Here is a 16030-nt window from a genome sequence, read left to right on the forward strand (position 1 = left end):
CACATTTCGTTAAAGTGCTAGTCATCAATTTAATTTGAGGCTTTGATCATCGAAGAATGATTGATGTCTGCCTCTTTCGACTTTGGGATACGCTCACGTGAAACACCTGCTACCGTCCTCGCTTGCACTACCTATTCTGCCCCGTCGCCGATTCGTTCAGGGCCTAGCGGCCGGCGGCGTATTGTTGGGCTTATCGCCCTTTGCCCGAGCTGCTGGGAGTCCGTCCGCCAAGACGAGCACCGGCTCAGCCGCTGTGCTGACGGGGACCGAGTTCAACCTGGAGATCGGTGAATCGCCCGTCAACTTCACCGGCAATCCACGCATGGCGACAACAGTCAATGGCTCGCTTCCTGCGCCTACCTTACGCTGGCGCGAAGGCGATACGATCACTATTCGCGTCAAGAACCGCCTCAAGGAAGCCACCTCCATTCATTGGCACGGTATCATCCTGCCCTTCCAAATGGATGGCGTGCCAGGTATCAGTTTTGCGGGCATCGCCCCAGGGGAAACGTTTACCTACCGATTTAAAGTCGAACAAAGCGGCACGTACTGGTATCACTCGCACTCAGGGATGCAGGAGGCGACCGGCGTTTATGGGGCGATCATTATCGACCCGGCACAAACCGACCCCATACGCGCGGATCGGGAGTATGTCGTTCAGTTATCCGACTGGACTGACGAGGATCCGATGCGGGTCCTGGCCAAGCTCAAGATGCAGGGCGACTACTACAACTATAACCAGCCCACGGCAGTCGATTTCTTCCGGGATGCTTCCAAAATAGGCCTGAAAGCGGCTATCGAGAAGCGCCAGATGTGGAACGAAATGCGCATGAGCCCGACCGATCTTGCGGACTTATCGGCCAACGTGTTGACTTACCTGATGAACGGCACAACGCCAGCGGGCAACTGGACTGGGCTATTTCAACCTGGAGAACGTGTGCGGCTGCGCTTTATCAACGGCGCAGCAAACACTTTCTACGATGTGCGCATACCAGGGCTGAAGTTAACAGTTGTTCAGGCGGACGGCGTCAATGTAGAACCGGTAACCGTTGATGAGTTCCGGTTCGGGCCAGGAGAAACCTACGACGTATTGGTGCAGCCGAAGGACGACGCTTACACCGTTTATGCGCAGGCCATGGACCGCACCGGATATGCCCGTGGCACGCTGGCTACGCGTGCTGGTCTCGAGGCGCCCGTGCCCGCGCTTGACCCTGTGGAATGGCTCACCATGGCGGACATGATGGGTGCCATGGGTGGCGGAATGTCGGGAATGAACCATGGCGCGCCTGGCCAATCGTCCATGGGCGGTATGGACCACGGCAATATGGCAGGGATGAACCATGGCAGCATGCAGGGAATGAATCACGCAGGCATGGCTGGCATGGATCATGGCGCAATGGCAGCGGCTGGCGCGAGCACCCAAGTGCGCCACGCCAAGACCGAGTATGGCCCAAGTATCGATATGCGGGTCGACATGCCGCGCACCAATCTGGACGATCCCGGCATTGGGCTGCGCAACAACGGCCGCCGAGTATTGACATTGTCGGACTTGCACACTGTGGGTGGCGCGATGGATCCGCGCGGTGCAGAGCGTGAAATCGAGCTTCATCTGACCGGGAACATGGAACGCTATGCCTGGTCGTTCGACGGCGTTGAATATGGAAAATCGACGCCTGTGCATTTTCGCTACGGCGAGCGGGTCAGGGTTATTTTGCACAACGACACCATGATGACGCACCCGATGCACTTGCACGGTATGTGGAGTGAACTGGAGGCGCCCGACGGTAGCTTCCAAGCTCGCCGCCACACGATTCCGGTGCAGCCGGCGCAACGCATCAGCTTTCTCGTGACCGCCGATGCACTGGGTCGCTGGGCCTGGCACTGCCATCTGATGCTGCATATGGATACGGGGATGTTTCGCGAAGTGGTGGTGGCATGAGCTCAATAAACGAGAAAAAGGGAATCTTGACCGTGAATACCCATATAAAAAAACGCATTCTTGGAGTCGCCATCGCAACGCTCGGCGCCACTCCGCTTTTTGCCTACGCCCAAGCGCATGACGCCCATAGTGGCCATACTGCCACGCCGGCCAGCTCGGCTCCTGCCGATGCAGCAAGCATGCCTGGCATGGATCACAGCAAAATGAATATGCCTGGCATGGACCATGGCACGATGAATATGAAATCAACCCCCGCAACTAAGCCAGCAGAGGCCATGCCGGGAATGAACCATGGCCAAGCCAACACAGCTCCGGCGGCCACTGCTCACGATATGGGAGCAATGAATACGAGCGGTGGCGAAATGGACCACGGCGATATGCAGATGCAAGGCGGATCGGCGCCACCCGATGCCCGCGATCCGGATGCTTACTCCGATGGCTACGTGCGTAACGCGGGCAAGTATGCGTTGCCTCCATCTGAGGCATTAGTCATGTCGGACATGCACAACTTCGGTTCGGTGCGATTCGACAGATTTGAGTATGTCAGGGCGCGAGGCGAGGAATGGGCGGCCTATGAAGGTGAGGCTTGGTACGGTAGCACCTATAACCGCGCCGTCATCAAAGCGGAAGGCGAAGTAGCGAGCGGCAAGTTGCAAGAATCCAAGACGCAGCTGCTGTGGCGGCATGCCATCTCGACGTTCTGGGACACGGAACTGGGCTTTCGCTTTGACTATGGGTCGGGCGCACCAAACCGGGAGTGGTTGGCCTTTGGCTTCAAAGGACTGGCTCCCTATTGGTTTGAAGTGGATGCGACGGCTTTCGTCGGCCCGAGCGGGCGAACCGCCCTTGGACTGAAAGCGGAGTATGACATCTTGCTCACTCAAAAGCTCTACCTGCAACCGAGCGTTGAAGTGAACTTCTACGGCAAAGATGACCAGCGTTGGGGTAGAGGTAGCGGCCTTTCCACAGGCACTGCCGGTCTGCGGCTTAAGTATGAAATCACACGGCAATTCGTGCCTTATGTCGGCGTTGAGTGGTCCAGCAAGTTTGGAAAGACAGCGGATTACGCTCGCGCAGCAGGTGACTCCAAGCAGGAAACACGTTTTGTAGCTGGTCTGGCCTTTCGTTTTTAATGTCGCTGTTATTTAAGGAAGTGCGATGCCGCGCCTCCGTCTCAATGTATACATTTTTGGAGTTCAATCTATGAAGAAGACTATATCTATTTTCGCTCTAAGCGTTCTACCGGCCTTCGCTTTGGCTGCAGGCACACATGCGGGCGGGCACGGCACCGCCTCACACGGCATGCATGGTCATGACATGTCTTCTATGTCGCACGCTTCTTCGCCGGTCGGTCAGCCTGGCGACCCTGCCAAAGTCACTCGCACGATCGAAGTGACGATGGACGACGCTATGCGTTTTACACCGAGCGACATCGAGGTCAAGGCCGGCGAGACGGTCCGATTCTTCATCAAGAACACCGGCAAGATTCCTCATGAAATGGTAATCGGCTCCGTTGCAGAGCTCAAAGAGCATGCCGCCATGATGCAAAAAATGCCGGGAATGAAACATGCCGAGCCCAATATGATCACGGTCAATCCTGGCCAAAAAGGTGGCCTCGTCTGGCAGTTTCCTCAGACCGGAACCGTTGACTTTGCCTGCCTTCTTCCTGGACACATGGAAGCGGGCATGATTGGTAAGGTAACAGTCGGATAAGGTGACGTAAAGGCGGTGCCTTATGGCCAGATTATTCATCCACTGCCTGATGGATTACTAGGCACAGTACCTATAATGCGTTCCCGCCAGAGCGGCAGCACTGCGTATGTAGTGCTGCCAATGCTTATTTCTCTCACACGAATCACAGTCGATCCAGCCACAAAAGGCGAACCACGCTCTAGCATTATCCAAATATTTTCTATATGACATGCATACGATATTAAAAAGCCTGCTTCTCGTCTTCGGTTATCTTCTAACGAATAGCGCCGTGGCATCGGAAGTCAGACTGACTTCTATTATCGAAAGCCCTGTTCACACACTCGGCAAACACTCTCACAAGGCGATCCCTCGACTCGAGAGCTTGCGTAAGATGTTTCTTGCCACGCCGCTGATCGAACGCGCGCGTGTCAACTCATCCTTTGGCTACCGGCTGCATCCCGTATCAGGCAAGTGGGCAGGCCATCAGGGTCTTGACTACCCCGCCCCAAAAGGCACTCCCATCCGCGCAACGGCTCAGGGAAAAATCTCTTTCATTGGTGTCCAAAATGGATATGGCAAAGTGATTTTCATAGAGCATGATAATGAGTATTCCACTGTCTATGCGCATCAAAGCCGCTTTAAGAAAGGCCTAAGAAAAGGTGTCAGCATAGAAAAGGGACAAATCATTGGCTATGTCGGTTCAACCGGAACATCCAGTGGCCCTCATTTGCATTATGAGCTGCGCGTCAACAATCAACCGGTAGACCCCATCCAGGAAAAACGGCAACTTGCCTCCTATGTCCAAAGATGAAGTTACCTTGTGCGGCCGGCGTAGCGATAGCCCGCAAATTACATTGATTGATCGTGCAACAAAGTGAGTGGGATAGTTCCAATGGCAATAACTGTGAAAAAAGCGGGCGTGATTACCGGAGTGCTTGGTTTACTGGCGCTCGGTGCCGGCTTGTTTATGTATGAACCCTTGATGAGCTCAAGATCGGCATTTATTGACCCTTCCGATCGAGAACTCGTCGCCAACGGCAAAGAAATCTACGCCAACAACTGCGCATCTTGCCATGGCGCAAAGTTGGAAGGCCAGCCTGACTGGCGTATCCGGCAAGCCAATGGTCGTTTGCCTGCGCCGCCGCATGATGAGACCGGGCACACCTGGCATCATCCCGATGCCGTTTTAATTGACATTACTAAAAATGGCCTGGTCCCTGGCGTGACAGCCCCACCCGAGTATGTGAGCGATATGCCCGCCTATGGCAAGTTGCTGACCGATCACGACATCCGGGCTGTGCTCGCTTATATCAAAAGCTCCTGGCCCAAACAGGCGTTAGCGGCTCAAAAAGAAATCACGCAACAACGGCCACAGTAACTCATTGGGCGCGCTAGCCGTTTATTTTGCTTTACGTAACCGCAAGGCGTTCGTCACCACCGAAGCTGAACTTAAGCTCATCGCCAGGGCGGCAAACATGGGTGAGAGCAATAACCCCGTCCATGGATACAGCACGCCCGCCGCCAGCGGCACGCCCAAAGCGTTATAAACAAAAGCAAACCCCAGGTTTTGCCTCATATTCGTGATGGTCGCGTCAGACAAATGGCGGGCAATCGAGATGCCTCGTAAATCGCCTTTCACCAGCGTGACCTGGGCGCTGTTCATAGCGACATCGGTGCCGGTACCCATGGCAATGCCCACATCGGCTTTAGCCAGCGCGGGCGCATCGTTAATGCCATCCCCCGCCATCGCCACGATATGCCCTTGACCCTGAAGCTTTGTAACCAGATCGAGCTTATCGGCCGGCTTTACTTCACCATGGAATTCGTCGATACCGAGGCGTTGCGCTACAGCCTTCGCTGTCGACACCCCATCTCCCGTGGCCATGATGACTCGGATTCCAGCGGCCTTCAGTTCACTCAAGGCTTCTTGCGTGCTGGCTTTGATAGGGTCGGACACGGCAAGTAGACCCAGCAAGTCGCCGTTCGCAGCTAGATACATGACGCTCGCTCCTTGCATACGCAGGCTATCCGCCTTCTCGCTTAGTATCGCCACGTCGACGCCTTCTTGCTGCATCAGCGCGGTATTACCGAGCGCCAGACGTTTGCTCTCAACGTTTCCGCGAACGCCAATCCCGGAGCCCGACTCAAATTCATCTACCGTGGCCAATGCCAATCCCTGCTCTCGTGCGGCACTAACGATAGCGTCGGCCAGCGGGTGCTCGCTGCCTTGATCCAGGCTAGCAGCCAGGCGCAGCACCTCGTCGGCGCTAACGCCCCCGACGGCAACCGCTTGCTCAAACGTGGGCCGCCCTTCGGTCAAGGTGCCAGTTTTATCGACGATCAAAGTATCCACCTTGCGAAAGTTCTCGATGGCGGCGGCATCGCGGAACAAGACGCCGTGCGTCGCACCACGACCCGTCGCCACCATGATGGACATGGGTGTCGCCAAGCCTAGCGCGCACGGGCAGGCAATGATCAGCACGGCTACCGCATTGATCAGACCATATACCCACGTTGGCTGTGGACCCCAGAATCCCCACACGAAAAACGTGATCACTGCTATAGCAACCACCGCCATGACAAAATAGCCAGCCACATGATCGGCCATGCGTTGCATGGGCGCTCGGGAGCGCTGCGCTTGCGCCACGAGCTGCACGATTTGAGACAACACCGTAGCCGCGCCCACTTTCTCGGCGCGTATCACCAGCGCGCCCGATGTATTCATCGTGGCGCCAATCACTTTATCGCCCACGCGTTTGCTGACGGGAAGCGGTTCGCCGGTCAGCATGGATTCGTCAATTGAACTCGCGCCCTCCTCTACCGCCCCGTCCACCGGCACTTTTTCACCTGGACGCACACGCAAGCGATCGCCTTCATGCACATGAGTCAAGGGCACATCTTCTTCAGTACCATCAGGCAAGATACGCCGGGCCGTCTTCGGGGCCAATCCCATTAGCGACTTGATGGCCGCCGAGGTCTGCGAGCGAGCTTTCAACTCAAGAATTTGCCCGAAAAGCGTCAAGGAAATGATGACGACTGCCGCTTCAAAATACACTGCGATACGTCCCATGGACAAGAAGGTATCGGGGAAAACTTCCGGCGTAACCGTCGCCACGACGCTATAGATAAAAGCCGCCGCCGTTCCCAGACCGATGAGCGTCCACATATTGGGGCTACGGTTAACCACCGACTGAACGCCGCGCACAAAGAACGGCCAGCCGGCCCACAGCACGACAGGCAAGGAAAGCACCAGCTCGATCCAACTTTGAGTGGTCATGCCAAACCAGCCAAACTGGTGGCCGAACATGGCCAGCGTGGTGACGATTAGAGTAAGCGGCAAGGTCCACCAAAACCGGCGACTGAAGTCCGCCAGTTCCGGATTATCGTCATCGAGTGTAGGCATAAGCGGTTCCAGCGCCATGCCGCACTTAGGACAGTTTCCAGGGTGATCTCGGCGAATCTCCGGATGCATCGGACAGGTATAGATCGTGCCCGGTGCGGCTGCCTGAGTTGATTGTTCGCTCGATTGGCTTTTAGAGAGATATTTGGCCGGGTCCGCGCTGAATTTGGCCTGACAACTAGTGCTGCAGAAATAAAACGGCTGACCGTCGTGCTCAAGATGGTGTGGCGATTGTTCGGTCACCGACATTCCGCACACGGGGTCTTTTAACGCCGGGGCTGAGGACCCAGGTAATTTAGCGTGGCTGTTGCCCGCTTGCGTTGCTCCGCCGTTTAAGTCACCTGATTGGCCGTGATGGGCGTGATCGTGGTCGTGTGATGTCATGACGTGGCCGATTTCCGATTTAGTATTGGGCTACGCTGACGGCTATCACCATCTTGAAACAGCGTAGAGCCAGAATTCGCGATCGATGGCAAGTAGATTAATCATGCCACACTTTACTGTTCGCGAAACTGACAGTTTGCTGTCAATAGCATTACATTTTTGTCATGCCGCGCGCGATCGCGTTGCCAGTTCTTTCGGGCGAGAACTCCACTTGAGCGAATAGGACCCAACAGTCCGATGACGCTGGCACAACGAATACGCCGTGATTCGGTTTATCCAAGCGATGTAACTGCACCGGGAAAATGGCTCAACGAGGCACAGGAATTGCTGATGGGCAAAAAGTCCGCGCAATCAGTGCGGGCTCAAACACGTTCGTCATTACTCCCAGAGTCCCATGATCGCTCAACCTATCGATTACTTTCTTATTGTCTGGTTTGCTCTAGCGGCTTTATCCACGGCCTACGTGGCGTGGGATCAGTTTCGCCATAATCCCGAGCCGGTGGTAATGAAGTGGGGTTTCGTATTGGTGACCCTCTATATGGGGCCGATCGGCTTGCTGCTATATGTGATGGCCGATAAAGAGCCCGGACCAGGCGAGCATGAACAATTCATCAAGCCGCTGTGGAAACAAGGCGCAGGTTCGACCATTCATTGCGTGGCGGGCGACGCCACTGGCATTATCCTGGCGGCGGTAATCACGGCAGCGCTGGGCTTGCCTATGTGGCTGGATCTCATCGTTGAGTATGTAGCGGGATTCGCGTTTGGTCTTTTCATCTTCCAGTCTCTTTTCATGAAGAACATGATGGGCGGCAGCTACTGGGACAATGTCAAAAAATCATTCATGCCCGAGTTTATCAGTATGAATGCCATGATGGCAGGCATGGCCCCCGTCATGACGCTCCTGATGATGGGGCGCGACATGAGGGCGATGGAGCCGACCGAACTGCTTTTCTGGGGAGTCATGTCAATGGGCGTGATTGCCGGTTTTGTCGTGACTTATCCGGTCAATGTCTGGATGGTTTCCAGGCAGATGAAACATGGCTTAATGACCAAACGCCAAAACAAAACCGCACAGACAAAGAAGCATGGCCACACTGGTGGCGGCCATGCTTCGGCAAAGTCGTCTCCAGGTGACCATCACGCCATGCAGCCTAACGTGACACGCCCGCAATTAGCAGCTGTCACGATGGCCACCGGCTTAATGCTATTGGCTGGCATGACGTTTCCGGCGCTGTTTGTGAACATGCGCCTGTCTGCCCGCGACGTAGGAGGAGCGATTATGCCGCCAGGCATGATCATGGGGTGGGACACGCCGGGTGCTGCCATGCGCGATATGGCAGCCATCGCACCGCGCTTGGTCGCGCATACCGCCGCGCAAGACGCCCAAGGCGATACAGCACTTGAACCTCGTATTGAAAACGGTGTCAAGGTTTTTGATCTGGAAGCGAGCGTTGTGCGTTGGAACATCCTGCCCGACGTACAGGTAGAAGGCTATGCGTTCAATCGCCAGATTCCGGGTCCACGGCTGCGCGTCACTGAAGGCGATAGGGTCCGTATCAATGTCAATAATAAACTACCGGAATCGACGACAGTACATTGGCATGGCTTGATCCTACCCAATGAAATGGATGGACCAGCCAACATTACCCAAAAGCCAATTGCTCCTGGCGGTAAATACGTTTATGAGTTCATGACCGAACAATCCGGTACTTATTTTTATCATACGCATGACCATGTCGATCGGCAGCAAGCCTTCGGGCTATATGGCGCACTCATTATCGACCCAAAGAACCGCGATGAAGAACCCCGGGCCGACCATGAGTATATATTGCAGTTACAGGAGTGGCTCGAGCGCGAAGGGTTGACCTACCCTGCCATGCTGATGGAAGGAGCCTTGCCCAATTACTTCACTATCAATGGCAAAGCATACCCGGCCACGGACACAGTGAAGATGAAAGTGGGCGAATCGATCAAATTGCGCTTCATCGGCAGTAATAACAATTTTGTACACCCTATGCATGTTCACGGTGGGCCTTTTACCGTGGTTGCCCGCGATGGAAATGTGTTGCCCACCGCGGCGCGCTTCGAAGCCGATACAGTCAACGTCGGCCCAGGGCAACGCTATGACGTCATATGGACCGCGCGCCGGCCAGGCAAGTGGATTGTGCATTGTCACATTCCGCACCATACGACCAACAACAATGTAGAACAAGATGGCGCCGGGGGCCTGACCATGATCCTGGACGTTCAGGCTTAGCTCTGTTCAAACCAACGTTGCTTGATTAGTAGCTGCGATTGAACGACCACCCATAGCGAAGGCCGTTGGCATTAAAGGAGGACATGACACTTGCTGGGCCGGTACCGTACCGCCAACTATTGGCTAACTTTCCTGGGAGCGATCATGTTCACTCAACCGAAAATAGCTCGCCGTGCGAGCATCCGCGCCGTACGTCACCTCTTGCCATCGCTGCTTGGAGCCAGTAGGTTGGCCATCTCATTGCCAGCGCCTGCCCAATCGACAGCAACTCAGTCGAATCAACCGTCAATGAAGTCGGAAACCGCCAAAAACGGCATCTCTATGGATATGCAGGGTTCCATGATGGAAATGCGCAAGAGCATGGATGCCATGAAGCCCTCGAGTGATATTGATTATGACTTTGCCGCCATGATGCGGGTCCACCATCAGGGCGCCGTAGATATGGCCGAGCTAGAGCTGAAAAAAGGTCAAGATCCTGAGATGAAACAAATGGCCAAAGAAATCATCGCAGACCAGAAAAAAGAAATCGCGAAGTTTGATGAATGGCTCGCTGCGCACCCAAAGCCATCGAAATAGCTCTCAGGTCTACGGTTCGAACTCAGATCTCATTATTGAGGTGAGGACGGCGCCTCAAGCTTGTCGGCATACTTGACCATGATGTCGCCCATGGCACGCATCATCTCGCCATGCATCTGCATCTTCACTTTGCTATTGGCTCCGCTAGCAGCGCCCATCATAGGACAGCTGCCCATCATCCTCATCATGTCACCGCCCATCATGCCGTGATCTTTCATCTTGCCTGGCTTCATATCGCCCATCTTGGGCGCGTCACCATTCTGCATCATGCCTGATTCAGCTTTCGTGCCTGCGGTAGTGCCATAACTGCTGGAAGTCGCTGCTACTCCCGCACCGCTTACGCCCAACAAGAGCGCCGTCATGGGTGCAATAAATAGTACTTTCATATTCATTTGTATCTCCTAAATCCAGAAAATTGACTTTTCACGAACCGGCTTGAACTTGTGGCGCAAGAGAGATGTAGATATAGAGGTGTAAATGTCTTCCAGCGTCAGAGCAGCAAGGCGTACCAATCGTGGCGTACCCGGCTATACCATTGCTTGTATGTAGATTTTAGTCCTTGGAAAACGGTTTACCGTTAAAGTCCACAGTAACCAGATTGCCGTCCAACTCGCCCATGCCTGGCGCATTCAACGGCATGCCAGGCGCCGACACGCCCTTCACTGATGAGTCAGCCAGCAATTTGTTGACAGCATTGGCCGGTACGTGTCCCTCGATGATTTGGCCAGTGGCTTCGACCACGCCCGTATGACACGACCCAAGCTTTGGTGGCACACCGAGTTCTTGCTTCACCGAAGCCATGTCGGCCGTTTTGATCGCCGTAACATCAAAGCCAGCATCCCGCATATGCTCGACCCACCCAGTGCAGCAACCGCAATTGGGATCCTGATATACGGTAATGGCCGTGCCGGCAGCCTGTGCAAAGGATGACGCGACGGCCAAGGCAGCCGCTGCGAGCCATAATTTCATGAAACCTGCTCCAGTGAAAATGTAAATCTTGAATGACTCATAGTATAGATAAAGACCACGCTCGGGCAGCTTAGTTCTGTCGTTGCAATGTGACGTCCTTCTGTGCCTCCAGGACCTTGGGCGGCCAGTTGCTCTTGATGTAAGCCAGTACCGCAATGATCTCTTGATCGCTGAGGATCTCCCGACGCGGGCATGTCGCTCACATAGCCTGGCGGCACCGTCTTCCCAGGAACCAGGCCGTTTTTCACCATATTGACCAACATCGCATCAGGATGGTGCCAGGTATGGCCGGTTTTGTCGTGCGGCGGTGCGGGCAGCCTGCCATTGGGCATGCGGTCACGCCAGTTCGGCTGCCCTTGCAGCGACTCACCAGGGCAAGCTGCGCAATTGTTCGCATAGATCGCCCTGCCCTGCATCACAAGAGCCTGATCCGCAGGGTCGATGAATGCCGAGCCGGATCCCCGTATGACGCTGTAAAGGGTGGCGCGGCGCCGACGACGACAGCGTCGACTACCCCAAAGTCCAATTTCTTCCGTGCCATTTTAATGCGCTAGATCAGCTAACTTTTACCTTGCCGACCATCCCGGCCTCCATGTGGCCCGGAATGAGGCAAGCGAAATCGACGGTGCCAGCCTGGTCGAACTGCCACACCAAGCCACCGATCTTACCCGGACCCAATGTGATCATATTCGGTTCCGCATGCTGCATCCCCGGCATTTTTTGCATTTCGGCCGCATGGGCCTTCAGATCGGCGAGGGATCCGATCACCATTTCATGGGGGATTTTGCCCGTGTTCTTGATAAAGAAACGAATGGTCTCGCCAGCGCTGACCTGGATGTCACCCGGTGTAAACCGCATGGTGTCGTCCATCGTCAACTCAATCGTGCGGGTAACTTTGGCCGGATCGCCAGGCTTGCCAGCCGGCGACGGTGCATTCGACATGGTGGACATATCGTGCCCAGGCATGCCATGCGCCGGTGCGCCATGCCCCCCGCCATGGCTGCCCGCAGCCAATGCGAGGGCCGGAAGGACACTTAAAGCCAAAATAGAAAGGGTCTTTTTCATCATGGGTATACTCCTAGAGTTTGTTTAAGTAGGCAGCCATTTCAAACCGCCCCAAGAAAAGGCAATATCGAAACCGAAAACCCAAACCATCCAAGAAACGGGCTTCCTGCTTCATCGCCCGAGTTAGTCACTTTAATGGCAACAGCATTGAGCAATCAATTGCACTTTAACGAAGTACAACTGCCGATCTACTGACGTGCAAATTACAATTTTGTAATATAGGCACGGCCGTTCTAACCGAGGGCTTATTTGAGTTACTACGAGCACCTCCATGGCGTCTGCCATCTCTGCCACAGGCAACTGTTCCATAACATATTTGTGCCATGCGCACGGTTTAGGCCGTCGGAGCTCAGTCAGGGCGTACAATCCATGTGCTTTTCTTGGGCGAAACTTTGCCTCGTAGGTACACTTCCTGCGTGGACGAGACGAAAGAACCAATCGAGAACTCCTGAACAGCCTTCTGACGCGCGCGCTGACCCATGGAAACTAGTTCTGCAGGGCTTTCCAACACCTTCGTAAGAACGGAAGCTATCGCCTGCGGATCTCGGATTGGCACAATCCAGCCATCATGTCCATTTTTGACGTTCTCTGGTAAGCCGCCCGCATCACTTACGATTACAGGTATACCCATAGCCATCATTTCTCGGCATGCAAACGAAATAGTCTCTATCTCAGATGACACAACAAACCCGACGTCCAACGCTGCCAAGCATGAACGGACATCATCCAAGAGCCCTGTGAAAACCACACTATTGCGCAGGTTTAGTGCCTCGACTCTGGCGCGCTGAGCATCTGATGGAAGGACGCCGGCAATCAAGATGACGATTTGGCTTCGTAGCACAGCAGGAAGAAGAGAGACCGCTTCGACCATATCCAGCCAGTTCTTGTACGCCGCGGTCCCCGCATTGCTACCCACAACTAACCGCCCTGCCAAGTGAGGCGGAATCCAGCAGCTTTTCGCAGCTAATCGCTCCTCTGGCGCGGGGGGAACAAACCTGTCCAGTTCAACACCATTACGGATTACGTGCAGACGGCACCCTCTGAAGTACGAATGGACCAACTTATTTCGCGTGTGATCGCAGACGCAAATGACATGATCTGTTGCCAGCTTTGCACGAGCTAGTGCTCCGACGCTTCGAGATAGGCGGTCACTATGTTGGGTATACACGAGCACTGGGCGCCAAGCGCCAGAACCCATCAATGCGAACATACAGGCACGATGGTCTGTCGCGCCGTTAACATGAATAATGTCAAATTGCTCACGCCGCAAGAATGCTCTAAGGCGCCGAAGGCTCAGCAGCGTTCTGAGCAACCCTCCTTTAAATTCGTGCGGCATAGTTCGAACGCCTGCCAGAGCCGCAGCTGATTCGAAAAGACGGCTCCCACTGGGTGCTGCAATGACGATCTCGTGCTCACTGCTGAGTTTGCGCGCAAGCGAAAGAATGTAAGTAGTGTGTCCTCCGCCGTCTCCTCGATGAAAGTTGGTATAGAGAATCTTCATAATGACAGCGGTGTGGTGAAACGAGATATCTTTTTCATATTCGAAATGGTCGCTATCGTTTAGAAATGGGACAGCACATAACGAGATATCTGCTAGAGCTTGAAATGCTTCTGACCCGGGCTTTGGAGTATCCGCCTAGCCGTCCTTTGCAGCCAACTGACTACTTCGACGCCTTCGCGCATTCACGTAGAACTGCAGACTCGTTGTTTATCAACGCCAGAAGACAACCTAAGCCTTGACCGAGCTACCGGTACTTAAGCGAAGCGGCAATCCAGCGTGCTGAGGAGATCAAAGCTTGTTTTCTTAGCGAAGCCACGGCTATAAAGATGGCGGGTTCTTCGCCTACAAGACGTGAATGGTAAGCGTACGGACGTGACAAACGTCGAACTCTAGGATTACATTTTTGCAATGCACATTAGAAGCGCGTCCACCCAGATAGGCAGCTTTGAAGACTGCAAACTTCCGATAGCGCAATAGCTTCCGCTCGCATGAACATGGACCAATTCATAGCATTTGGCCACACAGCATCGTCTGATTGACCGAATGACACTCAAGACTGCTCACGAGTGGAAGGACTGCGCCAAAGCACAGGGCCACAACGACACTTAAACGAACAGAGCCGCAAGGCGAATAAAGACCATTGCCATGGTGACTTTCTGGTGTCAGGCCCCGACGAAGCAGCGCCTCAGTTCCGTATGCCTTCTTCGTAGGTTCAACGATGCGCTAACCCCTCCGCTCGTTGAACGGCATAGCGGAACAATCAATATGATCAAGCAGGACGAAAAGAAGCACCGCGAGCCCATTTCAATGAATTATGTAGACGCGGATTCCAGCTTTATTTTTGCCGCCTGAATCTACGCTTGAAGTTGCTATCAACCGTCAACTCAGCTCTGAACGGCGACGTAATCGAGATGATCACGGCCACTGAATTTCAGCGAATTCTGTTCCCTGCCAACTTTAATTACCGGAAGATGATTACGAGATTACATCTCCGTCAGGAAGCTCGAAATTCACTGCGCGTTAACGAAACACTGCTGTAATGCCGGCGACTTCCATTCGGAAGTTTGATCAGTTGACCCACAAAAGGTCTTGCAACTGATCAAGGCTAATTTCTGGAGTTTTCATGAAAAAGAGTTTGCTGGTAGCCGCCTTGTTATCCGGTTTTTCAGGTGCGGCGCAAGCCAATACATCCGTAACGCTATATGGTCTTTTGGATGGTGGTGTGGGCTATACAAAATTCAAAAGCGACACAGCCAGCGCATCCAAAACGGGTGGTTGGGATGGCGCTCAGTCGAGCAATCGCTGGGGCTTGCGGGGCAGCGAAGATCTGGGTGATGGCCTGAAGGCCATCTTCACGCTGGAAAACGGTTACAGCCTGATGAACGGTACCCAAGCCCAAGGCGGTCGTCTGTATGGCCGAGAAGCGGTGCTTGGTCTGAAATCCGATGCTTGGGGCACGATCACGCTGGGCCGCCAGGGCAACATCGCCTACCGCTGGCTGGCTGGTGTCGCCACGCCCTTCGGCAACAATTTCAATCAAGCTCGTACCGCCGGCACGTTCAGCGTGGCTGAGGTACGTTACGATAACCAGATTCAGTACCTGACTCCCAGCATTTCTGGCTTCCAGGCTGGTATCGGGTATTCGTTCAATGCGGATGGTGAGCAAGAGTTCAAGCAGAGGGACCAGAACGAGTCGAACGTCCGCGCCGTGACTGCGGGTCTGCGCTATTTGAATGGTCCCGTGGCTGCGGTTCTGACCTATGACCAGATGAAGGACGCCAAGACCGTCACCGGCATCAAGGCCAAATCCTGGAACCTTGCAGGCAGTTATGACTTCGAGGTGGCCGAGGTGCATCTGGGCTTCGGCATCACTGATGACGGCTGGTTCGGCACGCCCTCTCAATTGCGCAATTCGGAACTCGATTTCGGCAGTATCCGCGCTTACAACGATGGCTTCCGTGCTTACTCTTACGGCGTAGGCCTAAGCGCCCCTGTCGGCGCGCGCGGTAAGCTGCTCGCCGGTTGGGGTATGGTCGACCCGCGCAACAACGGTGCGGCCTACGCCGGCCGCGACCTCAAAGCGCAGCACATTTTTGGCCTGGCCTACACCTACAAACTCTCCGCGCGTACCAATCTTTATGCGCAAGGCGCCTATGGAAAAAATGTCGCCTTCGTTTCGGGTAACAAGACTCAGTCGATTGGCGTCGGCCTGCGTCACAGCTTCTAAGTTAGCATGATGTCCATCAG

The 16030-nt window shown here is 54.5% G+C and carries 14 protein-coding genes; 8 read left to right on the forward strand and 6 right to left on the reverse strand.

Going from position 1 to position 16030, the window contains the following annotated elements; translation table 11 throughout:
* The first annotated feature begins 97 nt into the window (after positions 1-97).
* The 5 genes from CSC67_RS13380 (at position 98) to CSC67_RS13400 (ending at position 5009) form a co-directional block, all read left to right on the forward strand.
* Positions 98-1939 carry a copper resistance system multicopper oxidase gene (locus CSC67_RS13380; protein ID WP_118995069.1) on the forward strand — a complete coding sequence of 614 codons (1842 nt, stop codon included), beginning with the start codon at positions 98-100 and terminating at the stop codon, positions 1937-1939.
* Positions 1936-3072 (forward strand): copper resistance protein B, encoded by a 1137-nt coding sequence (locus CSC67_RS13385; RefSeq protein WP_167752890.1) that lies wholly within the window; start codon positions 1936-1938, stop codon positions 3070-3072. The genes CSC67_RS13380 and CSC67_RS13385 overlap by 4 nt, the downstream gene beginning before the upstream one ends.
* A gap of 70 nt (positions 3073-3142) precedes the next feature.
* The gene (locus tag CSC67_RS13390; protein ID WP_118995071.1) at positions 3143-3652 is read left to right on the forward strand and encodes a cupredoxin domain-containing protein; all 510 of its coding nucleotides are present in this window, start codon (positions 3143-3145) and stop codon (positions 3650-3652) included.
* A gap of 208 nt (positions 3653-3860) precedes the next feature.
* Positions 3861-4442 carry a M23 family metallopeptidase gene (locus tag CSC67_RS13395; RefSeq protein WP_118995010.1) on the forward strand — a complete coding sequence of 194 codons (582 nt, stop codon included), beginning with the start codon at positions 3861-3863 and terminating at the stop codon, positions 4440-4442.
* 81 nt (positions 4443-4523) lie between these two features.
* Positions 4524-5009 carry a c-type cytochrome gene (locus CSC67_RS13400; protein WP_118995011.1) on the forward strand — a complete coding sequence of 162 codons (486 nt, stop codon included), beginning with the start codon at positions 4524-4526 and terminating at the stop codon, positions 5007-5009.
* Between the two features lie 21 nt (positions 5010-5030).
* Here CSC67_RS13400 and CSC67_RS13405 read toward each other — a convergent pair whose 3' ends face one another.
* Positions 5031-7415 carry a heavy metal translocating P-type ATPase gene (locus CSC67_RS13405; protein ID WP_118995012.1) on the reverse strand — a complete coding sequence of 795 codons (2385 nt, stop codon included), beginning with the start codon at positions 7413-7415 and terminating at the stop codon, positions 5031-5033.
* A 394-nt stretch (positions 7416-7809) separates the two neighbouring features.
* On the opposite strand from CSC67_RS13405, the gene CSC67_RS13410 reads away from it, so the two are divergent.
* Both CSC67_RS13410 and CSC67_RS13415 read left to right on the forward strand, forming a co-directional pair.
* The gene (locus CSC67_RS13410) at positions 7810-9672 is read left to right on the forward strand and encodes a DUF4396 domain-containing protein (RefSeq protein WP_118995013.1); all 1863 of its coding nucleotides are present in this window, start codon (positions 7810-7812) and stop codon (positions 9670-9672) included.
* 144 nt (positions 9673-9816) lie between these two features.
* A complete protein-coding gene (locus tag CSC67_RS13415) occupies positions 9817-10248 on the forward strand; it encodes a DUF305 domain-containing protein (RefSeq protein WP_245220231.1) in 432 nt (143 codons plus the stop codon).
* Positions 10249-10280: 32 nt separating this feature from the next.
* Here the strand turns inward: CSC67_RS13415 and CSC67_RS13420 are convergent, their stop codons facing one another.
* From CSC67_RS13420 to CSC67_RS21665, 5 genes are all read right to left on the reverse strand, one after another.
* Entirely contained in the window at positions 10281-10640 is a 360-nt protein-coding gene (locus CSC67_RS13420; protein ID WP_118995015.1) for a hypothetical protein, read from the reverse strand.
* 160 nt (positions 10641-10800) lie between these two features.
* Positions 10801-11217 carry a DUF411 domain-containing protein gene (locus CSC67_RS13425; RefSeq protein WP_118995016.1) on the reverse strand — a complete coding sequence of 139 codons (417 nt, stop codon included), beginning with the start codon at positions 11215-11217 and terminating at the stop codon, positions 10801-10803.
* The gene (locus tag CSC67_RS21805) at positions 11214-11633 is read right to left on the reverse strand and encodes a c-type cytochrome (protein ID WP_483414395.1); all 420 of its coding nucleotides are present in this window, start codon (positions 11631-11633) and stop codon (positions 11214-11216) included. Before CSC67_RS21805 ends, CSC67_RS13425 begins: the two co-directional genes overlap by 4 nt.
* Before the next feature lie 139 nt (positions 11634-11772).
* Positions 11773-12282, reverse strand: a complete 510-nt coding sequence (locus CSC67_RS13435; protein WP_118995072.1) for a cupredoxin domain-containing protein — start codon at positions 12280-12282, stop codon at positions 11773-11775.
* Between the two features lie 349 nt (positions 12283-12631).
* Positions 12632-13783, reverse strand: coding sequence for a glycosyltransferase family 4 protein (locus CSC67_RS21665; RefSeq protein ID WP_118995017.1), 1152 nt, complete (start codon positions 13781-13783; stop codon positions 12632-12634).
* A gap of 1123 nt (positions 13784-14906) precedes the next feature.
* Here CSC67_RS21665 and CSC67_RS13445 point away from each other — a divergent pair.
* Positions 14907-16010 (forward strand): porin, encoded by a 1104-nt coding sequence (locus tag CSC67_RS13445; protein WP_118995018.1) that lies wholly within the window; start codon positions 14907-14909, stop codon positions 16008-16010.
* Positions 16011-16030 lie beyond the last annotated feature (20 nt).

The organism is Pusillimonas caeni, from assembly GCF_003545815.1.
Taxonomy (GTDB): domain Bacteria; phylum Pseudomonadota; class Gammaproteobacteria; order Burkholderiales; family Burkholderiaceae_B; genus Pusillimonas; species Pusillimonas caeni.